A 26,997-nucleotide genomic window follows, 5' to 3' on the forward strand; every position below is an offset into this window, starting at 1 on the left:
CATGAACGGCATGAACGGCCGACAGCATCTTGCAAACCCACACCGCTGACCTCAACCAAAGGACTGATGATGACCTTTCTGATTTTTCTTCTGGCCTGCGCGGCCGCGGCCAGTACAGGCATTCTTTTCAAACCGGGCCAATGGTACGAATCGCTCGTCAAACCCAGTTTCACGCCACCCAATTGGCTGTTCCCGGTCGCCTGGTCGATTATCTATCTGCTGCTGGCCTGGGCCGGGTACCGGTTGTCCCTGATACCTGGAAGTCAGGTGGTGCTGGCGTTATGGGCGGCGCAGATTGCCCTGAATACGCTGTGGACACCGGTGTTCTTTGGCGCGCACCGCATTTTCGCCGCCATGGTGATCCTGGCGCTGCTCTGGCTGGTGGTGGCAGCCATGGTGGTGATGGCAATGCGGCTGGATGTAATCACGGGCCTGATCCTGTTTCCATACCTTGTGTGGCTGTGTGTGGCGGCTGCGTTGAATTTTTCTATCTTGCGCAATAACCGCTGATGGAGCATTCCGAACTCGCTACTCAAACACCTTGGCCTGCTGGCGAGCAGACGTGGGCGCAAGTGCGCAACTTCAACAAGAAGCTCGCCTGGTTGCCGCGCTTTCGCATCCGCAATCGCATCACGCCTCGGGTGATCCAGGCGCTGCTGCGCGCCAGCCAGATCGGCGGCGCGGGTCAATTGCTCAAGCATGGGCTCAAGGCGCAAACAAAGGTGATTGGGGCGGGCGGCGTGCCCGTGCGGATCATCCGGCCGAAAGGCAAAGCAAAGGGCGTTGTGCTTGATTTCCATGGCGGCGGATGGGTGATCGGCAATGCGCAGATGAATGACGGTTTTAACGTTGCCATGGTGAATGAGTGCAACGTCGCAGTCGTCTCGGTGGATTACCGGCTTGCCGTATCGACTCCGATTGAAGGCCTGATGGAGGACTGCCTTTCTGCCGCTCGCTGGTTACTGAAGGACTGCACCGAGTTTGCGGATCTGCCCGTCATTGTCGTGGGCGAATCGGCCGGGGCTCATCTGGCGGCGGCAACGTTGCTGTCGCTGAAAAAATCGCCCGGCTTGCTGCAAAGGGTGAGCGGCGCGCTGTTGTATTACGGCGTCTACGATTTGACTGGAACCCCGAGCGTTCGCGCAGCACCCCCTGAAACGCTGCTGCTGGACGGTCCTGGCATGGTTGAAGCGTTTCGCATGCTGACGCCGGGCCTGAATGACGAGGAACGCCGGCAGCCACCGTTATCACCGCTGTACGGCGACTTTACGGATTTCCCGCCGGCGCTGCTGTTTGCCGGCGAGCTGGATCCCCTGAGAGACGACACTCTCGACATCGCCGAGCGCTGGAGGCAATCGGCACCTGTCGAGATGCACTTGCTGCCGTCTTCTCCCCACGGGTTCATTCATTTTCCGACGGCGATTGCACAGAGCGTGCTTGCGTACAGCCGGCAGTGGATAACGGCTCGAATCGACGGGTGAGGTCAGTCCGCTGTGACTCACGATTCGCCGTCAACCAGCCTCACCCTGTGGCAGTCAGAGGGTCCGAGTTTATGCCCACTTGATGAACGAACATCCATCGGCATCAGAGGTTGGCCAGACGCGTTGTCCAGCAGTACAGAACGCGTCTCCTGGGGCTGGAACAGGTAACGTTCGCCCCACTGCCTCATGCTGACCACCACCGGAAAGATCTCCCGTCCTTTGTCCGTCAGGACGTACTCCTTGTAGGCGCTTCCATCTGATGCGGGTCGAACGTCGAATACCCCGACCTCAACCAAGGTTTTCAGGCGCGAAGCCAGAATATTTTTGGCCACGCCCAAGCTTTTCTGAAATTCACTGAAGCGGCGAATGTCGTCAAAAGCGTCGCGAATGATCATGAGCGACCAGCGATCCCCGATGGCCTCCAGTGTTCTCGCTACCGGGCATTCGCTGCTCTGCGGTGAAATGCCTTCAACCATCGTATTTACCTTTTGGATAAGGGTTGCCAAGTCTGCCGACCAAGCTGGTTGCAATTTGAAACTTGATTCAGCAATATTCGAATCCAGTTTTTATTTGAAACCAGTTTAACGCCATGGAGGCGTGCATGACAGCAGATACCGACACAGTCGCCCAACGTAGCACCAGGCAGCCTTCGGGATTGCCGCCTGGGGAAACCAGGACCGACCAGTCTGCGGGGCTTTCTCCGGCGCTCACGTTATTGTTTTCGGTCACCTGCGCACTGGCCGTCGCCAACGTCTACTTTGCCCAACCCCTGCTCGCTTCAATGGCTGAAAGCCTTGGCGTCAGCTCAGGATTGATCGGAGTGGTGGTGACGGCCACTCAGGCTGGATACGCACTGGGGTTGCTGTTCATCGTACCGCTGGGCGACCGGGTCAACCGTAAAAGGCTGATTTTGACCCAAGTGATACTGTCTGCCATTACGCTGGCGGCCGTCGGCGCCTCACAGCAATGGCTGGCGCTTTTAGGCACCATGATCGTGATGGGTTTACTGGCCGTGGTGGTTCAGGTGCTTGTCGCCTATGCCGCCGCGCTGGCAACGCCCTCGCAACGTGGGCAGGCAGTGGGGACCATCACCAGCGGAGTTGTCCTGGGCATTCTGCTGGCGCGGTTTACCTCTGGACTGATTGCAGACATCGCTGGCTGGCGCGCCGTTTATTTCGTTTCCTCAGGATTGATGCTGAGCCTCGCGGTGGTGCTATGGAAGTCGGTGCCTGCCGCCGTGTCGGCACGCAATCAGGACACCTACCCAGCGCTCATCGGGTCGCTCTTCAAGCTGTTCATGACCGAACCGGTTTTAAGGATCAGGGGTTTGTTAGCCTTGCTGATCTTCGCTGCGTTTTCCGTGCTGTGGACCGCCATGGTGCTACCGCTGAGCGCCCCGCCACTGTCGCTTTCACACACCGCCATCGGCCTGTTTGGCCTGGCCGGCGTCGCCGGTGCCCTGGCGGCGAGAAGAGCCGGCCAGTGGGCCGATAGAGGTTGGGGACAACGCGTGACCGGCATTTCGCTGGGGCTGCTGACGCTTTCCTGGTTGCCCATTACTTTTGCCGAGACGTCCTTAGTCGCGCTCGTCTGCGGTGTGGTCTTGCTCGACTTCGCGGTGCAAGCCGTACACGTCACCAACCAGAGCCTCATTTTTGCGGCACGCCCCGACGCCCAAAGTCGCATGGTCGGCGCCTACATGTGCTTCTACTCGGTCGGCAGCGCGCTCGGCGCGGCATCCGCAACCCAGGTTTATGCGCTCTGGGGCTGGACGGCTGTGAGCCTGCTGGGCGCGTTGATCAGTGCTGCAGCGTTGCTGCTGTGGATGCTTACGAGCCGACGCTCAATGACCCTTCAAGGAAGATCAGCATGAAAGCCAGACACTTACTACTCGCCATCTCGATTACAGCCATTTGGGGCGTGAATTTCTCGGTGATCAAACTGGGCCTCACCACCGTTGACCCGCTGATTCTTGCCGGCATTCGCTTCACGCTTTGCGCACTGCCAGCGATCTTTTTCATTCCGAAACCCGACGTACGGACAGCGTGTCCTCCGTGCCGTGCTCAGGCATCAACCGGGTTGATCCGCGACCGTGATCTGCGTCAGCCCTACCCGCTCGGCCTGTTGCAGAATCTGCGCCGGCGTCGCGTCTGCGGTGGGCATCATCAGGCTGTTCTCAGCGTCCCCATAATGCAGCTGTAGCAAGTGCATCGCGGCCTCATGGACGGGCAGCTGAGGCTGTTCCAGTTCAAACAGGTAGGTGCGGGGTTCGCCGTTGAACAGGTAATTCAGGGTCCATTCGTGCATGGTGGAATCCTCTTATTGGAAAAGTGCAGCTGATTATCCTGACTTAACGATCAGCTTTTCGTTCAACTCTTCGACCAGGAAACAGCCATAGGAAAACTCGTCGAACTCTGATGGAGCCGTCGTTACCATGGAAATCGTTTCAACAGGAGGAATGCAATGGAGCTGAAGTTCAGTCACGTCGATGTACTGGTCAAGAATCTCGAAGAAGCCTGCGCTTACTACGCACAGATTCTGCAAGCCAGGATCTCTAAAACGCTCGTCTGGGAACGCGGTGGCCTGCACGTGCGCTACGCGATTGCGTTGATCGGTCAGGAGCGTTTCATGCTGGTGCAGCCGTTGGCGGGGAACCTGAAGGATCTGCTGGATTGCGCGGGCGAAGGCATGATTTACCGCCACTGCTACTCCACACCGGACATCGAGAAGGCCTATGACGACTTGATCGCCGCGGGTGTTCAGCCAGAAGACGAAAACGGAAAACCACTTGCCCGCGCGAACCTGCAATCCCCGTCAGGGACCCGCATCATCTGGTTGCCCAAGCGCTTTGGGCACTTCTCCATCGAGATACTGGAAGACAAGGCGCTGGAGGCATTTATCGAGGAGGCGTTTGCTTAAGGGAGGAGGCGGCGAATGCCCGCTTCCGCCCCGCCCCCGCTTCACGCCCTCAGGAAGTCATGTCCATTTTAGCGGCCGTCAGTCGTAGAACGGCTCAACCGACACCCGACTGCCGACAAAAAAGCTGTCGGCCACCAACCGCAGCGGCTGGAGGTCCAGGTCGCTGGCTTTGTCGCCAATCAGCTGTTGGAAATGTCGATACACCGCCGCGTACTCGCCCTCCTCCGAGACGGCCTGGCGCACGCCGTCGATAGTCAGGAGTGCACCACCGTTGTCCAGGCGCAGGGTGCCTTCGGTGCTGCGGATTTCGATGCTCCAGAGTTCGTCATGACCGTGGTCGAAATCGAACTCCGCGCGGACATCGAGGTGACGCGCGTCAGACATTTTGATCGAAGCGGCAATCGGCGACTGGCAGTTATTGGGGACTCGCAGTTCGGCAGACTCGACGAACAGCGGCAGCGCCAGCAAATGGGTGACGATCGACAAGGCATTGATGCCCGGATCGAAGACGCCCAGGCCTCCGGGTTGCCAGATCCAGGCCTGGCCGGGGTGCCATTTGCGCACGTCTTCCTTCCAGTCGATCTGCACGCTTTGCAGGGTGCGGGTGGCCAACCAATCACGGGCGGCCTCGATACCCGGCGCGTAGCGTGAATGCCAGGCGAACAAACCGCTGACGCCTTGTTCTTCGGCCTGGCTCACCAACGCCATCGCCTCACCCAACGTGGCGCACGGTGGTTTTTCTACCAGCACGTGTTTGCCTGCAGCCAGCGCTTGTTGCACCAAAGCAAATCGTCCCTGCGGCGGTGTGCAAAACGCAATCGCATCGACCTGCGGGCCGTTTTCGAGCAACTCGCTCAGGGACTTAAAGTTCTCGACCCCGGCGCAAGGCTGCCCTTGCGTGGCGACAGACACCAACTGGAACGCGGGGTTGGCGTGGATAGCGGGGACGTGTTGATCCTGGGCAATCTTGCCGTAGCCCACCAGACCGAGACGGATCGGTTGCATCGATGACTCCTGATTGTTTTTGTATTGGTACGCAAGCCGGCAAGATTACGTTTGTACAGCGGCGAAGTCATTGATGACGTGCTGACGCTGCACCCAACAGGCGAATTTGAACGCTGCCAGCGCCTGGAAACGACCTTTACCCGGGTCCGCCAGCTATTGCCAACCGCCTCCAGCAGCGCTCTGCGCCGTCCATTCGGTGCCCCCCCCCCAAGAAGGCTGCTATGTGCGCCAGCGAACAGACGAACAGCCCTTCAGGTCTCCACACTCAAGTTGAAAAGCTACGTCCGGCAAGTACTGCCCGGTGCTGGCGCAATGCGTTGGCGTACCTATCAAAATGCACGCAATCGCATCATGCGTTTCAGGCTCAGGACCTTATGAACAGCATATGGACACGCATACAGAAGGTATTTCCCCGCTCGTCCGGCTTTTGGCGGACTCATCTGTTTCCCCAGCCCCGATTCAAATACGAGCCCATCTTGCGCTCGGAGCTTTTTAGCGCCGACCAGATGGCCAGTCACGGCATCGCCCTGGCCGGGCAGCATCGCCTGACAACGCTGTCTGCGCGGGACTCGATGCTGCACCGGCTCGATGATAACGAGCAGTTGCTCAAACGCAGCTGCACGGCGCTGACCAGCGCTCAATTGTCCAGCCGACGAGTGACTCCGGCAGCGGAATGGTTGCTGGACAATTACTACCTGGTCGAAGACCACATCCGCACTGCCAGGACGCACCTGCCCAAAGGCTACAGCCGTGAGTTGCCACGCCTGATCAACGGCCCGTCCGCGGGACTGCCACGCGTCTATGACATCGCACTGGAGACCATTTCCCATGGCGACGGTCGGGTCGACGAAGACAGTCTGAGCCGCTTCATTTTCTCTTATCAGACCGTGATGCCACTGGCGCTGGGCGAACTGTGGGCAATACCGATCATGTTGCGCCTGGCGCTGATCGAAAACCTGCGGCGCGTGGCCTCGCGGGTCATGGCCAACGCCGACGAGCGCAATCTGGCTGATGACTGGGCCGAACGCTTGATCGAAACCTCGGAACAGGACATCAAGAGCGTGGTGCTGACCGTTGCCGACATGGCTCGCTCCGCACCGCCGATGACCCCCGCCTTTGTCGCCGAATTCACCCGCCGCCTGCAGGGCCAAAGTGCAGCCCTGGCCCTGGCGCTGAACTGGATCGAGCAAATGCTCGGTGAGACCGGCTCCAGCATCGAACGCCAGGTGCAGCTCGATGCGCAACAACAGGCAGCGGATCAGGTGTCCATAGGCAACAGCATCGGCAGCTTGCGTCTCTTGTCCGCCACGGACTGGCGCGAGTTCGTCGAGTCAATGAGTCACGTCGAACAGATTCTCCACGAAGACCCGGCGCAGGTTTACCGGGCGATGGATTTCAAAACCCGTGACAGCTACCGGCATGTCATTGAGCGCCTTGCCCGACGAAGCCCCCAGCACTCGGAAATCCAGATCGCCCGCGCCGCGATCAATCTCGCCGCAGCCGGAGCCGCCTCGGTCTCCTGCCCAGTGCTGGCTCACCACGTCGGGTATTACCTGATCAGCGCCGGGTTGCCGACCCTGGAGCGACGGCTCATCGCCCGAGTACCGCTTCATGAGCGCTGGAAACGGCTGTTGCAGCAGTCGCCGCTGGTGTTTTACCTGGCGCCGGTGGCTTTCCTGACGCTCATCTTCGCCTGGCCCCTGCTGGCTTCTGCACAGCGCGATGGAATGCCCGATGCGGCGCTTCTGCTGATGGCGATTCCATGCCTGATCATGACCAGCCGACTGGCAATCAGCCTGATCAACTGGTTAGTGACGTTCAGCCTGTTGCCGACGACGCTGCCGAAAATGGATTTTGCCAACGGTATTCCCGATGGCGCGCGAAGCCTGGTGGTGATCCCGACGCTGATCGCCAGCCTGGCCGATGTGGACGAACTGGCGGAAGGTCTCGAAGTGCGCTTTCTCGCCAACCGCGACAGCAACCTGTATTTCGCGTTGCTCAGCGATTTCCTCGATGCGCCTGAAGAGTCTCAGCCACAAGACGCCGAACTGCTCACACAGGCGTCCCGTGCAATCACCCTGCTCAATGAAAAATACGCGGATGGACTCGGCGACCGATTCTTTCTGTTGCATCGGCCACGGCGCTGGAACGCGAGCGAACACGTTTGGATGGGCCACGAGCGCAAACGCGGCAAGCTGATCGAGCTCAATGCCCTGCTGCGCGGCAATGGACAGGACCGTTTCAACGCCATTGTCGGCGACATCACGCCGTTGCGCGGCGTGCGTTACGTCATCACGCTGGACACAGACACCCTGCTGCCGCGCGATGTCGCTCGCCAATGTGTGGCGGCGATGATGCACCCGTTGAATCGTCCGTTGTTCGACAGTGCTGGCGAGCAGATCATTTCCGGCTACGCGGTGTTGCAACCGCGAGTCGGCATCGGCCTGACCAGCGCCACGCGCTCGATCTACGCCCGGCTGTTTGGCAGTGATGCCGGTGTCGATCCTTACACCCGGACGGTGTCGGACGTTTACCAGGATCTGTTCCAGCAAGGTTCCTTCATCGGCAAGGGCATCTACGATGTCGATGCGTTCACCTGCGCACTGGAAGGCTGCTTGCCGGATAACCAGATTCTGAGCCACGACCTGATCGAGGGGTGTTATGCACGATCCGGCCTGCTCAGTGACGTGCAGGTCTACGAGCAATACCCCTCGCGCTACGGTGCCGATGTCAATCGCCGGCATCGCTGGATACGCGGCGACTGGCAGCTGCTGCCGTGGACTTTACCCTGGGCGCGCAACGCCGATGGCAAATGGGTGCGCAACAGGCTGAGCGTCATGGCACGCTGGAAGATTCTGGATAATCTGCGACGCAGCCTGGAACCGCTGGCGCTGTTGTTGATGTTTGCATGGGGCTGGTTTGCCAGCAGTCAGCCCATGAACTGGACCCTGACAGTCATCGGGTTGATGGTGATTCAACCGTTGCTCCGGGCGGTGACCGATCTGATGCAGGCCCCCGCCGATGTGTCCTTTGGACAATACCTGAGGGCGTTGCTGGCAGATCTTGCGAAGGACCTGGCCCGGGCATGCCTGACGCTCGCCTGGCTGCCCTTCGAGATGTTCTACAGCGCCGATGCAATCCTGCGCTCGCTCTGGCGAATCGGCTTTAGCAGACGCCGGCTGTTGCAATGGCAGCCCTCGCGCGAGGTGGAGCGCACGACCGATAACCGTCTGTCCGGCCTCTATCGCCAGATGTGGATCGAGCCGGCATCGGCCCTCATCGCGGTGGCCCTGTTGGTGAACGACCCGCAGACGCTGGCCATCGCCAGTCCGCTGCTGTTGTCGTGGCTGGTGGGCCCCTGGATCGCCTGGCGGCTCAGTTTGGCGCCCAGGCAGTCGGTGTTTGCCCCCTCGGCAGATGATCTGCGTTTCCTGCGGTTGCTGGCGCGCAAAACCTGGGCGTTCTTCGATCAATACGTCGGGCCGCAAGATCACTGGCTGCCACCGGACAACGTGCAGGAACAACCCCGGCCTGCCGTTGCCCATCGGACCTCGCCGACCAACATGGGCATGTCCCTGCTCGCCCATCTGGCCGCTCGCGATTTCGCGTACTTGAGCACCGAACGACTGCTGTCCCGGCTTGCGGCATCGCTGGACAGCATGGACGGACTGGAGCGTTATCGGCAGCACTTCTACAACTGGTACGACACGCTGACCCTCGAACCGCTGCGCCCGCATTACGTCTCCACCGTCGACAGCGGTAACCTGGCGGGCCTGCTGCTGACCTTGCGCACCGGCATCGAGCAGCTTGCAGACGCCCCGCTGTTCAGCCCTGCCGTGATCAAGGGTCTGCGCGATACCCTCGATATCCTCATAGAGTCCCAACGCGCTTCAGGGACGGATGAAAACGCCCTGAATCAATTGCGAAAAAGCCTTGAACAAGGCTCGCAAACGGCGACCACTGACGCGTTGGCAGAGCTGCTGCAAACCTCTCACCTGATCGTCACAGGCCAGCAAGCGGACACCGATGAGGAAAGCCTCTACTGGCGAGAAGCGTTTACCCGTCAATGCATCGACTGGACAGAAGAACTGCAACGCTATCGCCTCCCTACCCCCCTGGTGACGATGGAGTCGCCTGGCACCTTGCGTCAGCTGGCAGCGCTGAATTGCGCTGACTGGGCAATCGACCATCACCCTCGAATCGAGCAGGTCCGCACCGACGCCAGGGAGCGCCTGAAGACCCTGGAACGTCTGGCCTTATTAGCGACGTCATTGGCGCAAATGGATTTCTCGTTGCTTTACGACAATCAGCGTGACCTGTTCGTCATCGGTTACAACGCCGAAGAATGCCGGCTCGACACCGGCTATTACGACCTGCTGGCATCCGAGGTGCGGCTCACCAATTTCGTGGCCATCGCCCAAGGACAGATTCCCCAACGCGCCTGGTTCACCCTGGGAAGACTGCTGGGCGAAAACGCTGGCATACCGACGTTGCTGTCCTGGTCGGGGTCAATGTTTGAATACCTGATGCCAATGCTGGTGATGCCCAACTATGAAGGCAGCCTGCTGGACCAGACTTGCCGCGCCGCCGTGTCGGTGCAAATCGAGCATGGCAACAGGCTGGGCATTCCCTGGGGCGTTTCGGAATCGGGTTACAACACCGTCGACGCGCACTTCAATTATCAATACCGCGCCTTCGGCGTTCAGGCGCTCGGGCTCCAGCGCGGGCTAAGCAATGACGTCGTCATAGCGCCTTATGCCAGCGCCCTGGCGTTGATGGTCGATGCCGATGCGGCCTGCAAAAACCTGCAACGCCTTGCCCTGCAAGGCTCTTCGGGGCGTTTCGGCCTGTATGAAGCGGTGGATTACACCGAGGCCCGCTTACCGCGCGGCCAACCCTTCGTCGTGGTCCGGTCGTTCATGGCGCACCACCAGGGCATGAGCCTGCTGGCCTTGATCAGCCGACTGCTCGATCAACCGATGCAACGGCGATTCGAGTCCGACCCGGCGCTGCAATCAGCCCTGCTGCTGTTGCAGGAGAGGGTGCCCAAATCCGCCGCGCCCTACCTGCAAACCGCCCAGGCGCCGGCACTCGGCGATGTTGGCCAAGGCCAGGATTCGGGGCTTCGGGTGTTCTCGGATCCGGGACGCAAACGTCCAGCCGTGCAATTGCTCTCCAACGGTCGCTACCACGTCATGCTGACCAGCGGCGGCGGTGGTTACAGCCGCCGCAATGAAATGGCCGTCACCCGTTGGCAGGAAGACACTTCACAGGACAATTGGGGGATGTTCTGCTACCTGCGCGATGTCCAGACCAACACGGTGTGGTCGGCTGCGCATCAACCGACTTTGCATAAACCCGAGAGCCACGAGGCGATCTTCTGCGACTCCCGGGCAGAGTTTCGCGCACGCAACCTGGATTTCGACACGCATCTGGAGATTGTTGTCTCGCCTGAAGACGACATCGAACTGCGCCGCCTGCACATCACCAACCGAGCCTCATCCGCCAAGACACTGGAGATCACCACCTACGCCGAAGTCGTGCTGACTTCTCCCGGCAACGACGCGATGCACCCGGCATTCAGCAAGCTGTTCGTGCAGACCGAATTACTGCCGGCGCTCCAGGCCATTGTCTGCAGCCGCCGCCCCCGGGCCAACGATGAACCGACGCCGTGGATGTGCCATTTGCTGGCTGCACACGGGGTGGACATTGATGCGATCTCGTACGAAACCGATCGCGCCCGGTTCATCGGCCGAGGGCGCAGCCTGGTGTCACCTGCCGCCCTGGATGCCGATTGCCAGCGCTTGTCAGGCAGTGCAGGCCCGGTGCTTGATCCGGTGGTCGCGATTCGCTGCAGGATTACCCTGCAACCCGGCCAACAGGCAACCATCGACCTGGTCACCGGAGTCGCCGACAGTCGCGACGATTGCCTCTATCTCATCAACAAATACCGCGACCGTCACCTCGCCGACCGGGTGTTCGACCTGTCCTGGACCCATAGCCAGGTGCTTTTGCGTCAACTCAATGCCACGTTGTCCGACGCCCGTCTGTTCGAGCAGATGGCCTCGTCGCTGCTTTATGCAAACGCCTCGATGCGCGCCGACAATGCAGTGCTGATTGCCAATCGACGCAATCAGCCGGGACTCTGGGGTCAGGCCATTTCCGGCGATCTGCCTATCGTTCTGCTGCAGATCCAGAGCCTGGACAATATCGCCTTGGTGCAGCAGTTGATTCAGGCCCACGCCTACTGGCGGCAAAAAGGGTTGGTGGTCGACCTGTTGATCTGGAACGAAGATCAGGCGGGCTATCGCCAGCAACTGCAGGACGCGATCATGGGCCTTATCACCTCCGGCAGTGAAGCCGCTTTGCTGGATCGTCCGGGCGGGATTTTTGTGCGCCCCGCGCAGCAGATGTCGACAGAAGATCGCGTGCTGGTCCTTTCGGTGGCCAGGCTGGTGCTGAGCGAAGAGCTGGGCAGTCTCGCGGAACAGATTCATCGACGCAAAGGATTGCCGTTGCACGCGCCGTTTGTTGCGAGCCGGCATTATCAGGCCGGGCCGGCACCGGTACGACCGAACCGTCCCTCACTGCTGCTGGGCAATGGATATGGCGGTTTCAGCGACGATGGCAGTGAGTACATTGTCACCGGGCTGGCAGCCAATCCGACACCCGCGCCCTGGGTCAATGTGATTGCCAATGCACACCTCGGCACCGTGGTCTCGGAAGCCGGCAGTGCGTATACCTGGGCCGAGAACGCCCATGAATTTCGCCTGACGCCGTGGCACAACGACCCGGTCACCGATCGGAGCGGAGAAGCCATTTACCTGCGCGATGAAGAGACCGGGCACTTCTGGTCGGCATCGCCTCAGCCCTGCCCCGGGCAAGGCCCATACCGGACCCGCCATGGTTTCGGCTATAGCGTGTTCGAGCATGAAGAGGACGGCATTTACAGCGAGCTGTGGATCTATGTAGCGCTGGATGCGCCGATCAAATTCTCGCGACTGTTATTGACCAACCGCTCGGGACGCAGCCGATCATTGTCGGTCACCGGGTATGTGGAATGGGTGCTGGGCGATCTGCGCAGCAAGTCGGCGATGCATGTGGTCACCCAATCGGATCCCGCCAGCGGTGCCTTCTTCGCCCGCAACGCCTACTCGGTGGAGTTTTCCGAGCGGGTGGCCTTCTTTGACACCGACACAGTCGATCACGGTATCAGCGGCGACCGTACTGAATTCATCGGCCGCAGTGGCAGCCTCGCCTCACCGGCAGCGATGCAACATGAAGGGTTGTCTGGGCGCATGGGGGGCGGCATGGACCCTTGCGCCGCCCTGCAAGTGTCGGTTGATCTCAACGATGGCGACAGCAAGGAAGTCATCTTGCGCCTTGGGGCGGCCTCGTCCAGCAATGCCGCTACCCAACTGGTGCAACGCTATCGGGGCAGACTGGCGGCCGCAGCAGAATTGCAAAAGGTACGGGAACACTGGCGCTCATTGCTCGGGGCCATTCATATCGAAACATGCGAGCCGGCGGTCGATGTCATGGTCAACGGCTGGTTGATGTATCAGGTCATCGCCTGCCGATTCCAGGCCCGAAGCGGCTACTACCAGTCGGGTGGCGCCATCGGTTTTCGCGATCAGTTGCAGGACAGTATGGCGATGATCCATACCGATCCGGCCACAGTGCGAGCGCATCTGTTGCTGTGCGCCGCCCATCAGTACGTGGAAGGCGACGTGCAACACTGGTGGCACCCGCCGATGAATCGAGGGGTTCGCACCGCCTGCTCCGACGACTTTTTGTGGCTGGTGGCCGCCACCAACCGCTATGTCGAAATGACCGCCGATGTGGATGTACTGGAAGAGCCCGTCGGGTACCTGGAAGGACGCTTACTGGCGGCTGGCGAGGAGTCCTACTATGACCTCCCGGGCGTATCGCACCTGCGAGAATCCCTTTACCAACACTGCGTGCGCGCCATTGAACATAGCCTGCGCCGCGGTCATCACGGGCTGCCGCTGATGGGCTCGGGTGACTGGAACGACGGCATGAATCGCGTCGGCCATCTGGGTGCAGGAGAAAGTGTCTGGCTGGGCTTCTTCAGTTATCAGGTGCTGGAGCAATTTGCGGTGACCGCCCGCCTGCACGGTGATCACGCATTTGCCAGGCGCTGCAGCGACAGCGCGGTGACACTGCAACGCAACCTCGATCAAAGTGCCTGGGACGGCGCCTGGTATCGCCGTGCCTGGTTCGATGACGGGCAAGTGCTCGGCTCGGCGAGCAATGAAGAATGTCGCATCGATTCCATTGCTCAAAGCTGGTCAGTGCTGTCAGGGGCCGGACCTGCCAACCGCCAGATCAAGGCCATGCAATCCTTGGATGAGCATCTGATCAAACGTCGCATCCGCGCCGTGTTGCTGTTTGATCCACCGTTCGACAAGGGCACCCTGGACCCGGGCTATATCAAGGGCTACGTGCCTGGCGTGCGCGAGAATGGAGGTCAGTACACCCATGCCGCCGTCTGGGCGGGCATGGCGTTTGCGCAGTTGGGTGAAGCCGGCAAATCGTGGGAACTGCTGAATCTGATCAACCCTGCCGCGCCGGCCAACAACGCTCGAATCGACACCTACAAGGTCGAGCCCTATGTCATGGCCGCGGACGTCTACGGCGCCGGTCCCCATGCCGGGCGCGGTGGCTGGACCTGGTACACCGGTTCCGCCGGCTGGATGTACCGGCTGATTGTCGAATCATTGCTGGGCGTACTACGCAGCGGCCGTACGCTCAGAATCGAACCGTTGATGCCCGCTCACTGGCCGGGTTTCATCTTGCACTACCGCTTTGGCAAAACCCTCTACCACTTTGATGTGCGTCAAGGCAGTTCGGCCTTCACCTCGATGACCCTCGACGGCCAGCCATTGACTGACGCAGCGCTGACACTGGAGGACGACGGCCTGGAGCGCTGGGTTCAGGTCGATTGTCGCGCCCGATCACCCAGGCCTCAGGCGCTGGAATACGAGCACACCGCCGATGAATAGACATTGACCACCCGCCGGATGCGCATGGGAGTACCCTGAGTCGGCACACCCCTGTTCCGCCAAGGATGCTCTGCCATGCCTGCTTCTCCCAAGCCAAGCGACAATCATCTCCTTGCAGCGCTGCCGGCCGACGACCTCCAGCGCCTTGTTCCGCACCTGGAGCAGGTCAGCCTGGCGCTAGGCGATGTGCTGTATGAACCGGGAGACACCTTGCGGCACGTTTACTTTCCGACGGACTCCATCGTGTCCCTGCTGCATGTCACGGAAAACGGCTCATCAGCAGAGATTGCCGTGGTCGGAAACGAAGGGCTGATCGGTATTGCGCTGTTCATGGGCGGCGAAAGCACGTCTAGCCGCGCGGTGGTGCAAAGTGCCGGAACTGCGTTTCGTCTGCCCGGGCAAAAACTCAAGAAAGAGTTCAACCGTCATGGCGACCTGCTCCTGCTGATGCTGCGTTACACCCAGGCGCTGATCACACAGATGTCACAAACCGCCCTGTGCAACCGCCATCATTCGATCGATCAGCAACTGTGTCGATGGCTCCTGCTGTCGCTGGAACGCCTGCACGGCAATCGCCTGAACATGACCCAGGAGCTGATCTCCAACATGCTGGGTGTGCGCCGCGAAGGCGTCACCGAAGCAGCCGGCAAACTACAGCGCCAAGGCGTCATCGAGTACAGCCGAGGCCAGATCACCGTACTGGATCGAGCGCGCCTCGAACGACTGAGCTGCGAGTGCTACCTTGTGGTCAAGACCGAGACCGATCGGCTGCTGCATTACACCCGCCGTCAGGACGAGTGATGCGTTCAGACTGATTGCCAGCTGCGATACCGACTTCTGTCAATCGTTCAGTACCGATAAGTTGCCTGCACCGAAATGCCATTCGCACTGTTTTCATAGTAGGCGCGGTATTCCGGTTGCAAACCGGAGTTGTTCGACTGCTTGACAGAGACTTTGGAATCCCAGAGATAACCATAAGCAAAGTCTATCGTCAGATCGGGGTTCGGCGAGTAAGCGCCGCCAAGGGTCACGGCCTGGCGATTCCCGACCGGAATGCGCACGCTGCGATCGGCATTTCTGATGGGCGACGGATCATAGGCGTAGCCTGCGCGCAACAGCCATTGCTGGTTCAATTGATAGGATGCGCCTACCGCAGTGGACCACGTGTCGCGCCAGTTCATTTCTTCAGTCACACGGCCCAGGCCGGCCGCCTGGCCCAGGGGGGAAAGACCGCTGTTGATGGCCTCGACCTGCTGGATCCGGCTCCATCGTGTCCAGGTAGTCCCCAGGTATCCGGTCCAGCGACTGTTGAATCGATGGGTGATGGACGTGTCCACTGATTCGGGCATGGTCAGATCCAGCTTGGCGTCATAACTTCCGTCCAGCGGGACAACGCTCGGGGAACCGGAAACGTCGGTATGCCCCTTGAGGTGATAGTTCACCTTCGAGTGATAGGTAATCCCCCAACTCGTTGCCTCACTGAAATCGACCAACAGGCCGACGTTGTAGCCAATCGCCGTGTCGTCGCCTTTGATGGTGACCAGGGTGTCCTGACCGTTGTTCAGGGCACCAGTGGCCAGGTAATTCTGAAGCTTTGCATTGAAACGGTTCAGGGTCGGCCCGCCACCAATGGACACGAAATCATTGATCCGCCAGGCAAGGGTGGGCTGAAGGGTTATCTCCTTGGTCGTGCTATAGGAACCATGGTAACGGCCTTGAAAAGAGCGCTCGTAATCATTGATCAGGCCACTCGGGGCATAGAGGCCCAGCCCCATCGAAAAACGCTCATCAAGGGGTGTCGACATATAGGCGAAGGGCACGACGCCCAAAGGGACCGAATCCCCTTTGTTGGTTCCTGCTGCACTGCTTTGCGCATCACTGATGTCGTCACTCACCGACACGAGCGCAGCCCCGCCGGAAATCTCGCTGCGTTTCAATTTGGTCAAGCCGGCAGGGTTTCCGTAAATAGTGCTGGCATCCAGCGCCGAAGACGACCTTCCCGCATACGCCGTTCCTGCACTGCTTGCACTTTGTTCGTTAAGGGCAATGCCATTGGCGCTTGCAACTGTAGAGGCGCCAAAGAGTGCCATGGCACCGGTGAACTTGATCCAGGCAACGCACTTTCGCTGAGCAAAGAGACACGGAATCACACGGCTTTTGAGTTTCATTTTCCACCTCTGGTTTATTGTTTTTATTGATTTCACGCAGGCAAGGCTTCGCCGTCCTGTGCACTTTTCAGTGCCGGTTGGCGTTGATCGACGTTGTGTAAAAGGCCCTGGCTAAACAGCGCCAGGGCTTGATGGCCGGATTAGAATCAGGGACTTAACCAAGCCACTCGATTTGAAAGCTGTAGCGCCCCAGGAGCGGAGCCAATAGTTCCTGGCCAGTTCCGGCCCGGATGCAGGCGACATGCCCACGGCGATTGTCCTGCACGACCTCGACAGCAATGTCCAAAAGCCCCAGGCGCCCTGCTTCCTGACGGACGACTCTGGCAATCTCGCGCTGCTGCAAGGCGGGTTTGAATATCTTGCCGACGGCCGTCAGTGGCAACGCACCAAGGATTTCAATGCGCTTGGGCACTGCTGCTCGCTCGCTGATGTGCAGATGCGCAAACGCCTCAAGTTCTTCGGCGTTGCACACTTGCCCGGGGCGCAGCTGAATGTAGGCTACCGGCACTTCGCCCGAGTAGGCATCGGGGCTGCCGATGGCAGCGGCCAGGGCGACGGCGGGATGCGCTTGCAGAGCCTCCTCGATTTGCTTGGGATCGATGTTGTGACCGCCGCGAATGATCAACTCCTTCTTGCGACCGGTCAGCCAGAAGTAACCCTGCGCATCCTGACGACCCAAGTCGCCCGTATTCAGCCAGCGCTGACCGTCGATATCGATCCAGAGGCCGTGGTTATGACGCTCCTCCAGATAGCCTTCGAAAAGATTCGGGCCGCTGATCGTGATGAGGCCGATCTCATCCACTTCGGCGTCACGCAGGTACGCTCCAGCATCGTCGAGCAAGACCGCGCGCATCTTCTGGTAGGCGATCCGTATCCCGATGGAGCCGATACTACGCTCGCCATGGGGCGGATTGATTGAGGAAACGCAGGCCCCTTCAGTCAGGCCGTAACCTTCCAGGATCTTTACCCCGGTCCGGCGCTCGAACTCGCGGAAAAGCTCGGCCGGCATGGGCGCGGCGCCACACATTGCAAAGCGAAGACTGGAGAGGTCGCGGCCCTGCCATTCGTTTTGCAGCAGTGCGGCATAGACAGTCGGTACGCCGGAAAAGAGGTTGATTCCGAAGTGCTCGACCATCTCCCAGAACCGTGCAATCACCCCCTCGCCACGGTACCCATGAGGTGTCCCGAGTATCACATGATCGCCTTGAGTCCACGACATCAACCCGGTCACCATTTGTCCATTGACATGAAACAGCGGCAGGCCACAAAAGATCACCTGTCCACCACTGCGTGGCTGCAAGTGAGCGGCCACGGCCCATGCATTGAAGACTTCCGAGCCATGGGTACGCGCGGCGATCTTGGGCAGCCCGGTGGTGCCGCCCGTACAGATGTAGGAAGAGCACTCATCCGGGCGGATTTGCCGACCGCTCTTCAGGTGGGTGTGCGGCTGAGTGCTCATCAGCGATTGCCAATCGTGGATCTCGATATCGCGGTGCTGGCCTCGCTCCATCAGTGCCGCGGCTTTCAGGGCACCACGCACCGGCTCGGGGGCATAGGGTTCCATGCTGACCCAGACCACCTGCCGGACCGTGGGTAGCTGATGCAGCTGCGAAGCCAGTTTGGGCCACAGATCGCTGCCCGGCGTCGGCGCGAGTGTCACCACCACGGATACCTTCGCGGCATTGAGCAAGCTCGCCATCTGCGTGGCCTCGAGCAGCGGATTGATAGCCATGACGATGCCGGCCGCCTCCCCGCCCCAAATCGTGAAATGGGTTTCCGGCAGATTGGGCAGGATGAAGGCCAGCACCTCACCCGATGTTATGCCCAGGTCATGGAAGGCATTGGCCGCGCGGGTGATCTCCGCGAAGAGCCGGGCGTAATCCCACTCAAAGGTGTGTTTGAAATCCGCAGCATCAGCGAAGAAACTAAGCGCCGGTGCCTGCGGGTTGCTCTCGGCCGCCTGGCGCAGCGCTTCATACGTGCTGGAAGCCAGGCCACGCTCCGACAACGGGACTCGTTCGAGACGTTCGATGTCGCACAGGGTCTGCACCACCATCAGGCTTGCTCCACGACGCGGTTGCGTTGCACGCCGAGGTCGACCACGCCATCGGCGCTGCGAATGCGTGCCTCGACCACGTCTCCGGCCTTGAGATATTGCGTGCGCCCCTCTTGCGCCTTGAGGAAAAGTTTCCATTTGGTGGCTTCTGGCATCAGGGCCGCAATGCGCTGTTTGGCAGGCGAAGGAATCGTCAGAGCGCAGCCCGCAGGCGTGCCGGTAGCGATCAGGTCGCCAACGTCGAGATCTTGCACGGACGAGAGCTCGGTCAGGGTTTCAGCGGGGCCGTAAACCAGGTTGGCCGTGCTGTCGTTCTGTCGCACCTGGTCGTTGACGGTCAGGCGCAGTTGCAATGCTTTGAGGTAATGCATGTCCTTGGCATCCAGCAGACAGAGGTACGGGCCGACCGGACCAAAAGTGCGGAAGCTCTTGCCCTTGTAGAACTGCATCTGCGGAATCTGAACGTCTCGCGCCGAGTAGTCGTTTACGATGACGACGCCTGCAATGAACTCATGCAGATTGGCGTCGGTGACAGCAACAGCACCGGTGATCGCGCGCTTCATCACCAGACCCAGTTCAATTTCGTAATCGAGGAAGCGCACGGTGCGCGGCTTGATCAGGTCGCTGTCAGCCGCCACCAGGCAACTGGTTGCCTTGCTGAAGATCATGTTGAATTTCTTCGCGTCGGGGTCCATGCCCGACTCGATCATGTGCTGACGGTAATTGGCGCCCTGGCAGACGAACTGCTGGTTACGGGTCACCGGCGACAGCAGCTTCACTTCGCCCTCCGCAAGCTCTGTACCTTTTAAGTGAGCGAGGTCATCGATACTGTTCTGGCGAATGAAGTCACCGGTGGTTTCAAAAACACCGGGGACCACCGTAATACGGCCCTGGCGAAGCACGCCCCAGTGGATACCGTTCTCAAATTCGAAGCGGACGATGTGTACAGCAGACATTGAAGGTACTCCTGGAGCGGCGTTTGTCCCGGGCTCGGTGGCGCGGGAACTATGGTGTTGTTCTGAAACGGGGCCGGCAACGGTGTAGACCCACGCACCGCCAGCAATCAAAGCGCCGGCTTTAAGTACGTCCCGTCGACGAAACCGGGTTGAGTTTTTCGACATGGCGGCTCTACCCGAACATCCGCATGAGGGTCATCAACTTGCGCAAGGTCAAATCCGGGCTGCGTCGTAGGTTGCGGATCAGTGCACGCAGGTTGGCCAGGCTTATCTTGGGTTTGGTAAAACTCTTGGGCATGCGCTGCCCCCACTGGGCCATTGCCTCTGGGCTTACCGGATGAATACCCGTCGGCCGAGTGGCCGTGAACAGATCCCCGTCGCAGTAATGCTCGTGCTTGTCGCCCCATGGGTCTTGCCAGTAATCGAAGATCTGGCTGCCCAGAATGTGCCGGCCGATGCCCCATGAGTGTTGCCAACCGCGCTCGCGCAGGACGCGTTGCCCCATGCCCACCGCGTCTGCATCGACGACTTCATAGGCGCTATGGCTGTAGGTCGCCATGAACCCTTGCGCAATCGCGAGCGTATGGTGATCCGCGGGACTGTCACCAAGATCAAGGCGCATGAAAGTGACGATAGGCGTGCCGTCGGGAAGCACCTGCACATCGCTGGGAATCAACCCGAAATGCTCCGTATACCAGGCGCAGGTCGCCTGATAGTCGGCCACTTCAATGACGATGTGGCCAAGTTTGAGGACTTCAGGGGGCGCAATCGGCGGGCGCTGCGTGGCATTGATTCGTGGCTGCTCGTGCGCCAGATTCCAGTGCAGAGGCGCTCTGTGTGCCAGCGCCTTGCCGGGGGCCTGGTCGCAAACCGCTTCCACGATAAAACCGGAAGGATCGGTCAGCCGGACGGAAAACCCTTTGCCAGGATGCTCCGACTTTTCTACCGATGACGCCCCTGGAATTTGAGCGAGCTTTTCCAGATCTTCAAGCGACGACACTGCGAGTCCGAAGCCGATAAATCGTGCCTGCTCGGCACGATGGACACGGTAGCAATAGGAAGTGGCGTCGGTGGCCCGCAGATACAGCGTATCGGCGTCCTGCCGATTGACCGTCAGGCCGAAGTCGGTCAGGAACCGCGCCGCCTCATTCAAGTCCGGCCGTTGAAAGATCAGGTGAGTCAGATCCCGGGCCTTCACGGTCGGTTGTGGATGCCGGGAGGGTTGTGGTGTCGCCAACCGGTGCAATTGGTTTATGTCATTCATTGTTTTTGTTTTCCGGTTTTTTCAGGGCAAAGCAGTCCCGAACCCCTGAAAAAACAGGGGTGTTTTCTAGTTGAATCAGTTAGGGCTCAGTCCAGAGACGGAAGCGCCGGCAACTCTATTGTCGCCATCGCGCGTGCCTCATCCGGTGGCACACCCAATGCCCGCAGTACCAGCTCGGCGGTGTCAGAGCCCGATTCGCGCCACGTCCGGTGACCTTCCAGCACCAAGAAAATCGAGCCCAGTACGCTGCTCGATATCAGCGTCAGCACTGAGAGCAACTGCGCCTGCTGAAACGTGTAGCGCCCGGTGGAAAGCCCGCTCAGAAGGTCCGTGGTCGCCTGGCTGCTGAACATTTCGCGCAATGACGCATTGCTCATGGCGAACTTATGGATGAATGCCCCCCACTGGGAATCCTCGTGCGCTCGACGGATGAAGAATCGAATGCCATTGGCCAGGCGCTGCGCCGGATCGGTGAGGGAATCGAAGCTCTTGTTGACGCGCTCATGCATCTCCCTCGCCAGTTGGCCAGCGACGGCTTCGAACAGGCTTTCCATGTTGTCGATGTTGCTATAGACGGTTCCACGCGCCACGCCGGCCTCTTGTGCGAGGTCGAGAATGTTCACTTGTGAGGTGCCTCTTTCAGCGAACAGCCGAAAGGCGGCTTGATGAATGCGGCGCTGTGTTGGATTCAGGGATTGCACGGTGCTCTCTCCAGGATTACCTTATGGCCATATTGAACACGCGTGTTCAGTTATCGTCAACAACGTTTTGGCGCTGAAGCACGTCCAACTCAACGGAAACCGTTATATGCCGATGGAAACGGATGGATACGACTAGACCGCCGGCAGGTTTGGCACATGAAAAATGAACACGCGCGCTCAGCTGCACCGTATCTCTGACAGGTGATCAATTTGGTTTGCTGAATCACATCAGATCAGGTGGGTAGCGGCTTACCAGCGATTTTCCGGGCTTTGGCGGGTGTCACGCCCAGAGCCTGGAGCGTCATTTCCGCGACCCGCACATCGTGCTCCGCGCCCGCACGCCCTTCGACAACCGAGCGCATTGCTCCGGTTGTGCAGGATAAGACGATGTCCAGGGCGACCCCTTCGTCCACGTAAGCAAAAGTGCCCGCGCGCAGCCCCTCACGCAGATCGCCCAGGACATGGGCAGCCAGACGCGAGCGCATGGTCTGGTCGAAATGGATGATGCGCAGCAGCGCATTCGCCCATTGGTGGTCGGCGGCGGCCCGACAGACAAACATGCGAACCCCAATCGAAAGCCGCTGCGCACCGCACTGCTCGTCCGCGCTCAAGACGGATATGGCATCGGAAAACTCGGCGGCCATGGCAATGCCCACGGCCTCCAGTACTTCGTCGCGCGTTCGAAAATAGTTGTAGATGGTGCCGTTGGATACCGCAGCTTCCGCGGCGACTTCGAGCAACGCGATTTCCCCCACTTCCTTGCGTGCAACAAGACGCAACGCCGCGTCCACCAGGCCGCGACGGGTGCGCTCGCGTTTCTTGTGGCCTCTCGTGAGAGGTTCTGGTTCAGCAGCTTCTAAAGGAAGAATGGGGGAATGCATGATCAGGCTCGTAATCTGGTGGGCTCGTTGATAGTAATGGAAACGCTATCAACCGTGGCGTCTTCGCTACCCAGCAGGCTCCTGCAATCTCGAAGCAGACTGCCCACCTCTGCGCCTGGGGCGTGATGCATGATGATCCGGTCGGGACGAACCGCGACCAGCGTTCCTTTGGGAGCCAGTGGCAGGATGTCATGGTTCATGTCTTCAATGAAGTCACAGCCGCCGCCGGAGCGTTGGCCGCGTGTTCTGACCTCGAGGAAATGGCCGCCCATTTTTCCCCAGGCAATGATCTGATCAGGGGTGAGCAGTGACAACGGGTCTACACCGAATCCAACCAGGGTCAGGTTGTCTCCAAGCGCATCGTCGCTCAGCTTGATCTGCTTTTGCAGGGTGCGAATCCAGGCTTGGGGAAACAGGCTGCCACGCACCAGTTTGTCGCCCCGCCGATGCTGCACGAACAGGCCGTGTGTGAAGGTGTTCTTCGGCTTGATGTCCAACTGCTCGAAGTACCTCCTGGTCGCGGGGGTCAACGCCAGCGTGCGCATCAGGCCGTGGATGAAGAACGCTGCAATCTTGTTCCTGGGCATCACCAGACGACCCATGAGTTTTGCCAGATTGATCATCGCCTGGGCATGGGGACGGCGCTCTACGTCATAGGTATCGAGTATTGCAGGGGCGGCATGGCCGCGAAGAACCCAGGCCAGTTTCCAGGCAAGGTTGGCGCCATCTCGCAGCCCCGCTACCAGGCCTTGCCCGACAAATGGAGGGGTGATGTGCGCAGCGTCGCCAGCGAGAAAAACGCGACCCTTGCTGAATCTTTTGCAGCAGCGCGCGTGGAATCGATACACCGCCTTGCGCTCGATTTCCAGCTCCTGCGGGTTGATCCATGGCGCGATCAACCGGGCGATGCTTTCCGGGCTTTCCAGTTCTTCCCGGCATTCACCGGGTTGCAGCATGAACTCCCAACGCTCCCTGCCGCCCGGGGCAGGCATGTGCGGCGTTGGGCGCTGCGGATTACAGATAAACTCAATGTGATCAATCGCTGACTCATGCCGGTTTTTGACATCGACAATCAGCCAATCCTCTGCATAGGTCTGCCCTTCGAACTCCTGGCCGATCAGTGCTCTGATCCTGGAGCTTGCGCCATCCGCACCGACCAGGTACTGGGCGCGAACGGAATGCGATTGCCCGTCTTGATCCCGTACGGAGGCGACAATGCCATCCGCCTCCTCGACCAGACTTTCAAGCTCGAAGCCACCCAGGCTGGTCACTGACTTCAACCGGGAAACCTGGCTGCGCATCGCGTGTTCGAGGTCGGGTTGATAGAACGTAACCAGCTTCGGATGACCGTCGATGCACCCCTCGGTATTGGCGCGACCGAATTGCCCGAGCACCGGGGAGTGCATTCTTACTTCAGGAATAGCGATCTTCTCGAAAGCGTCTTCCGACAAACCAGCGAGTTGCAGGATGCGCAACGCCTCGTTGTCCAGCGCAATGGCGCGAGGCATCAGGACGACCTCATGGGTCTTGTCCAGCACCAGGGTCGTGACCCCATAGCGGCCGAGCAGCGCCGCAATGGTTGCACCTACCGGACCGTTACCGATGACCAGCACGTCGACGGTGGAGGGAGGCAATTGGCAAACGTTCTTGTTGTTGTTCATCTCGAGCCCTTGTTGTGATTGAAGTCGTGAGGCACGCAGGTCTCATCGTCAGGCAGGGTCAAGGTATTCAATATTGAAACTAATTTCAATATTGAAATTGCTGTCATTACATTCGAAAGATCATTTCCGGACCACCATGAGAGAAATTCGAGGCGTCAGGCGCTTGCAAATCGAGTTCGAGTTGAAGCGAAGAATGCCCACTCATCGATTCCAAGGCGCTTCGTCAACAGCTTCAATGCCGTATTGCGCGCGGGCCTTGGCATGAGCCTGCGTATCCACCATGGCGAGCGCCGCCAGCACGATGTGATAGCGATCGACTTCAAAAAAGTCGCGCAAGGCCGAACGCGTGTCGCTACGGCCAAAGCCATCAGTTCCCAGGCTATTGAAGGGCGCCTGTACATAAGGCGCGATGAGTTGCACATACCCGCGGACATAGTCACTGGCTGCAACGATCGGAACGAGTCCTGGCAGGCAGGCCTGCACATGACTCGTGAACGCGAAGTCCCCGCCGAACAGTTGCTGACGTTGCACTTCACGTGCGTCGCGAGCCAATTCGGAAAAACTGCTGACACTCCAGATTTCGCTGCTCAGTTGCCATTGTTCGTCGAGGATCTGTGCCGCCGCTATCACCTCGCGCAAAATAGCCCCCGAGCCCAGCAGGCGGACTGCGGGGGTATCGGCGCCCACTCGTTCATACAAGCGCATGCCGCGGATGACATCCTCATACTGGCTCGGCTCGAGTGACGCCTGAACGTAGTTTTCGTTGGTCACTGTCAGGTAGTAAAACTCATCCTTTTGCTGCTCGAGCATGCGTCGACATCCATGATCAATGATCACGGCTGCTTCACTGGCAAATGCCGGGTCATAGGCCCGGCAGTTGGGCACAGTCGATGCTATCAACTGGCTGGAGCCATCCTGATGCTGCAGCCCCTCCCCGGCCAGCGTCGTCCGCCCGGACGTGGCGCCGATCAGAAACCCTCGCGCGCGCTGATCGGCAGCGGCCCAGATCAAGTCGCCGATGCGCTGGAAACCAAACATGGAGTAATAAATGTAGAACGGCAGCATGGCTTCGCCGTTGACGCTGTAAGACGTTGCCGCGGCCGTCCATGATGAGATTGCGCCGGCCTCGGTGATGCCCTCCTCCAGCAATTGCCCGTCGGTCGACTCCTTGTAGTACAACAGGGCATGGGCATCTTCCGGCTCGTAAAGTTGCCCGACTGACGAGTAGATACCGATCTGGCGAAACAGATTGGCCATGCCGAACGTGCGCGCCTCATCGGCGACGATGGGGACGATGCGGGGTCCCAGTTGTTTGTCCTTGATCAGGTGGGTGAACAGCCGCACCACGGCCATCGTTGTTGAAATTTCTCGATCATCGGCACTCAACGCGAAGCGCGCATAACTGTCGAGCGGCGGGACGCCAATGGTCGCTGCCTGGCTGCTGCGCTTGGGAAGGTAGCCGCCCAGCGCACGACGTTGCTGATGGAGATAACGCAACTCGGGACTGTCATCTGCCGGTCGGTAGAAGCGAAGCTCCTCCACCGCTTGATCGTCCAGCGGCAAGGCGAAACGATCACGAAAGGCTTTAAGGGCATCGACATCGAGTTTTTTCTGCTGGTGAGCGGTGTTGCGCGACTCACCGATCTGGCCCATGCCATAACCCTTCTTGGTTTTCGCCAGGATCACAGTCGGCCGGCCCTTATGCCGCCTGGCCGCCTCGAACGCCGCGTGCAACTTGCGAAAATCGTGTCCGCCCCGGCGCAGGGCTTCGATCTGCTCGGTGCTCATGTGTGAAACGAGTGCTTGCAGTTGCGGATCCTGGTTAAAGAAATGACTGAGGTTGTAAGCACCGTCATTGGCGCCCAGGGTCTGGTATTGCCCATCCACCATCTGCGAGAAATGACGCAACAACGCTTGCCCGTGATCCCGGGCAAACAAGGCATCCCAGTCAGATCCCCACAGCACTTTGATTACATTCCATCCGGCTCCGCTGAAAAGCGATTCCAGTTCCTGGATGATCTGGCCATTGCCCCTGACCGGACCGTCCAGGCGTTGCAGGTTGCAATTGATCACAAAGGTGATGTTGTCCAGGCTTTCACGTGCCGCCAGTGACAGCGCAGCGATCGACTCGGGCTCGTCCATTTCGCCATCGCCAAACACGCCCCACACCCGGCGGCTATCCGTCGTTGCAATGCCGCGGTGCTGCAAGTAACGCAGGAAGCGCGCCTGGTAAATCGCATTGATGGGGCCGATGCCCATCGAGCCCGTCGGAAACTGCCAGAAGTCAGGCATCAACCAAGGGTGCGGATAAGAGCATAAGCCTCCGCCGTCGACCTCTTGCCGATAGCGTTCCAGTTGCGCCTCTTGCAGACGCCCTTCCAGAAAGGCTCGTGCATAGACGCCGGGCGCAGAGTGCGCCTGGAAGTACACCAGATCGCCCCGCCCCTCGGCGTTATCGGCCCGGAAGAAATGATTGAAGCCGACCTCGAAAACTTCTGCGGCCGAGGCGAAACTGGCAATGTGGCCACCGAGTTCGCCGTAGGCTTTATTCGCTCGCGCCACCATCGCCAAGGCATTCCAGCGAATGATCGAAGTGATGCGTTCCTCCATCACCAGGTCGCCGGGGTACACCGGTTGTTGCTCTACCGCCAAGGTGTTCTGGTAGAGCGAATGGGCGTTGGACGCTGATTGAATCCCGAGGCGGTTGGCTTGCTCGGCCAGACGCTGCAACAGGAAGCGGACCCGCGGGGCGCCTGAGACCCGGGCGACACCCGCCAGGGCGTCAAGCCACTCGTTGGTCTCGATGACGTCAATGTCCTCGTGGACAGGTGTTGCAGCCTGTGGCTGTTGCGCAGAATCTTTCACAGCAGAGCCCTCGA

The 26,997-nt window shown here is 59.7% G+C and carries 17 protein-coding genes and 1 pseudogene; 7 read left to right on the forward strand and 11 right to left on the reverse strand.

What is annotated here, in order from left to right; genetic code table 11:
- Positions 1–69: 69 nt before the first annotated feature.
- Both DJ564_RS18915 and DJ564_RS18920 read left to right on the forward strand, forming a co-directional pair.
- Complete coding sequence (locus DJ564_RS18915) at positions 70–510, forward strand: TspO/MBR family protein (RefSeq protein WP_109632338.1); 441 nt, start codon at positions 70–72, stop codon at positions 508–510.
- Positions 510–1,481, forward strand: a complete 972-nt coding sequence (locus DJ564_RS18920) for an alpha/beta hydrolase (RefSeq protein WP_109632339.1) — start codon at positions 510–512, stop codon at positions 1,479–1,481. The genes DJ564_RS18915 and DJ564_RS18920 overlap by 1 nt, the downstream gene beginning before the upstream one ends.
- A gap of 17 nt (positions 1,482–1,498) precedes the next feature.
- Here DJ564_RS18920 and DJ564_RS18925 read toward each other — a convergent pair whose 3' ends face one another.
- Positions 1,499–1,957, reverse strand: coding sequence for a helix-turn-helix domain-containing protein (locus DJ564_RS18925; RefSeq protein ID WP_109632341.1), 459 nt, complete (start codon positions 1,955–1,957; stop codon positions 1,499–1,501).
- Positions 1,958–2,082: 125 nt separating this feature from the next.
- Between DJ564_RS18925 and DJ564_RS18930 the strand changes: the two genes are divergently transcribed.
- Entirely contained in the window at positions 2,083–3,354 is a 1,272-nt protein-coding gene (locus DJ564_RS18930; RefSeq protein ID WP_109632343.1) for an MFS transporter, read from the forward strand.
- Positions 3,351–3,518: pseudogene (locus DJ564_RS18935) on the forward strand (EamA family transporter); the annotation flags it as partial. The gene DJ564_RS18930 and the pseudogene DJ564_RS18935, both read left to right, overlap by 4 nt.
- 33 nt (positions 3,519–3,551) lie before the next feature.
- Here DJ564_RS18935 and DJ564_RS18940 read toward each other — a convergent pair.
- Complete coding sequence (locus tag DJ564_RS18940; RefSeq protein WP_109632345.1) at positions 3,552–3,788, reverse strand: hypothetical protein; 237 nt, start codon at positions 3,786–3,788, stop codon at positions 3,552–3,554.
- Between the two features lie 156 nt (positions 3,789–3,944).
- Between DJ564_RS18940 and DJ564_RS18945 the strand changes: the two genes are divergently transcribed.
- Positions 3,945–4,400: a VOC family protein gene (locus DJ564_RS18945; RefSeq protein ID WP_109632346.1), complete on the forward strand. Its 456-nt coding sequence runs from the start codon at positions 3,945–3,947 to the stop codon at positions 4,398–4,400.
- Between the two features lie 78 nt (positions 4,401–4,478).
- Here the strand turns inward: DJ564_RS18945 and DJ564_RS18950 are convergent, their stop codons facing one another.
- Complete coding sequence (locus tag DJ564_RS18950) at positions 4,479–5,405, reverse strand: Gfo/Idh/MocA family protein (protein ID WP_109632348.1); 927 nt, start codon at positions 5,403–5,405, stop codon at positions 4,479–4,481.
- A 374-nt stretch (positions 5,406–5,779) separates the two neighbouring features.
- Here DJ564_RS18950 and DJ564_RS18955 point away from each other — a divergent pair, with 374 nt between their 5' ends.
- Both DJ564_RS18955 and DJ564_RS18960 read left to right on the forward strand, forming a co-directional pair.
- Entirely contained in the window at positions 5,780–14,431 is an 8,652-nt protein-coding gene (locus tag DJ564_RS18955; protein WP_109632350.1) for a GH36-type glycosyl hydrolase domain-containing protein, read from the forward strand.
- Positions 14,432–14,506: 75 nt separating this feature from the next.
- Positions 14,507–15,232 carry a Crp/Fnr family transcriptional regulator gene (locus DJ564_RS18960; RefSeq protein WP_109632352.1) on the forward strand — a complete coding sequence of 242 codons (726 nt, stop codon included), beginning with the start codon at positions 14,507–14,509 and terminating at the stop codon, positions 15,230–15,232.
- Positions 15,233–15,279: 47 nt separating this feature from the next.
- On the opposite strand, the gene DJ564_RS18965 is transcribed toward DJ564_RS18960, so the two are convergent.
- The 8 genes from DJ564_RS18965 to mdeB all read right to left on the reverse strand — a co-directional run bounded on the left by DJ564_RS18965 (position 15,280) and on the right by mdeB (position 26,983).
- Positions 15,280–16,599 (reverse strand): outer membrane protein transport protein, encoded by a 1,320-nt coding sequence (locus DJ564_RS18965; RefSeq protein WP_109632354.1) that lies wholly within the window; start codon positions 16,597–16,599, stop codon positions 15,280–15,282.
- Between the two features lie 154 nt (positions 16,600–16,753).
- Positions 16,754–18,655, reverse strand: coding sequence for an acyl-CoA synthetase (locus tag DJ564_RS18970; RefSeq protein ID WP_109632356.1), 1,902 nt, complete (start codon positions 18,653–18,655; stop codon positions 16,754–16,756).
- Positions 18,655–19,611: a fumarylacetoacetate hydrolase family protein gene (locus DJ564_RS18975; RefSeq protein ID WP_109632358.1), complete on the reverse strand. Its 957-nt coding sequence runs from the start codon at positions 19,609–19,611 to the stop codon at positions 18,655–18,657. The genes DJ564_RS18970 and DJ564_RS18975 overlap by 1 nt, the downstream gene beginning before the upstream one ends.
- Before the next feature lie 172 nt (positions 19,612–19,783).
- Entirely contained in the window at positions 19,784–20,875 is a 1,092-nt protein-coding gene (locus tag DJ564_RS18980; RefSeq protein ID WP_109632360.1) for a VOC family protein, read from the reverse strand.
- An 86-nt stretch (positions 20,876–20,961) separates the two neighbouring features.
- On the reverse strand, positions 20,962–21,576 hold the full coding sequence (locus DJ564_RS18985) for a TetR/AcrR family transcriptional regulator (protein ID WP_109632361.1): 615 nt from the start codon (positions 21,574–21,576) through the stop codon (positions 20,962–20,964).
- 233 nt (positions 21,577–21,809) lie between these two features.
- The gene (locus DJ564_RS18990; RefSeq protein ID WP_109632363.1) at positions 21,810–22,457 is read right to left on the reverse strand and encodes a TetR/AcrR family transcriptional regulator; all 648 of its coding nucleotides are present in this window, start codon (positions 22,455–22,457) and stop codon (positions 21,810–21,812) included.
- Between the two features lie 2 nt (positions 22,458–22,459).
- Positions 22,460–24,118 carry a bifunctional 3-(3-hydroxy-phenyl)propionate/3-hydroxycinnamic acid hydroxylase gene (locus tag DJ564_RS18995; protein WP_109632365.1) on the reverse strand — a complete coding sequence of 553 codons (1,659 nt, stop codon included), beginning with the start codon at positions 24,116–24,118 and terminating at the stop codon, positions 22,460–22,462.
- A 201-nt stretch (positions 24,119–24,319) separates the two neighbouring features.
- Positions 24,320–26,983: an alpha-ketoglutarate dehydrogenase gene (gene mdeB / locus DJ564_RS19000; protein ID WP_109632367.1), complete on the reverse strand. Its 2,664-nt coding sequence runs from the start codon at positions 26,981–26,983 to the stop codon at positions 24,320–24,322.
- Positions 26,984–26,997 lie beyond the last annotated feature (14 nt).

Source organism: Pseudomonas sp. 31-12 (assembly GCF_003151075.1).
Taxonomy (GTDB): domain Bacteria; phylum Pseudomonadota; class Gammaproteobacteria; order Pseudomonadales; family Pseudomonadaceae; genus Aquipseudomonas.

Excerpts from the sequence above, each read along its gene's own strand:
- DJ564_RS18915 (WP_109632338.1), top strand. The coding sequence starts at position 70 with ATGACCTTTCTGATTTTTCTTCTGGCCTGCGCGGCCGCGGCCAGTACA.
- DJ564_RS18920 (WP_109632339.1), top strand. The coding sequence starts at position 510 with ATGGAGCATTCCGAACTCGCTACTCAAACACCTTGGCCTGCTGGCGAG.
- DJ564_RS18925 (WP_109632341.1), bottom strand. The coding sequence starts at position 1,957 with ATGGTTGAAGGCATTTCACCGCAGAGCAGCGAATGCCCGGTAGCGAGA.
- DJ564_RS18930 (WP_109632343.1), top strand. The coding sequence starts at position 2,083 with ATGACAGCAGATACCGACACAGTCGCCCAACGTAGCACCAGGCAGCCT.
- DJ564_RS18940 (WP_109632345.1), bottom strand. The coding sequence starts at position 3,788 with ATGCACGAATGGACCCTGAATTACCTGTTCAACGGCGAACCCCGCACC.
- DJ564_RS18945 (WP_109632346.1), top strand. The coding sequence starts at position 3,945 with ATGGAGCTGAAGTTCAGTCACGTCGATGTACTGGTCAAGAATCTCGAA.
- DJ564_RS18950 (WP_109632348.1), bottom strand. The coding sequence starts at position 5,405 with ATGCAACCGATCCGTCTCGGTCTGGTGGGCTACGGCAAGATTGCCCAG.
- DJ564_RS18955 (WP_109632350.1), top strand. The coding sequence starts at position 5,780 with ATGAACAGCATATGGACACGCATACAGAAGGTATTTCCCCGCTCGTCC.
- DJ564_RS18960 (WP_109632352.1), top strand. The coding sequence starts at position 14,507 with ATGCCTGCTTCTCCCAAGCCAAGCGACAATCATCTCCTTGCAGCGCTG.
- DJ564_RS18965 (WP_109632354.1), bottom strand. The coding sequence starts at position 16,599 with ATGAAACTCAAAAGCCGTGTGATTCCGTGTCTCTTTGCTCAGCGAAAG.
- DJ564_RS18970 (WP_109632356.1), bottom strand. The coding sequence starts at position 18,655 with ATGGTGGTGCAGACCCTGTGCGACATCGAACGTCTCGAACGAGTCCCG.
- DJ564_RS18975 (WP_109632358.1), bottom strand. The coding sequence starts at position 19,611 with ATGTCTGCTGTACACATCGTCCGCTTCGAATTTGAGAACGGTATCCAC.
- DJ564_RS18980 (WP_109632360.1), bottom strand. The coding sequence starts at position 20,875 with ATGAATGACATAAACCAATTGCACCGGTTGGCGACACCACAACCCTCC.
- DJ564_RS18990 (WP_109632363.1), bottom strand. The coding sequence starts at position 22,457 with ATGCATTCCCCCATTCTTCCTTTAGAAGCTGCTGAACCAGAACCTCTC.
- DJ564_RS18995 (WP_109632365.1), bottom strand. The coding sequence starts at position 24,118 with ATGAACAACAACAAGAACGTTTGCCAATTGCCTCCCTCCACCGTCGAC.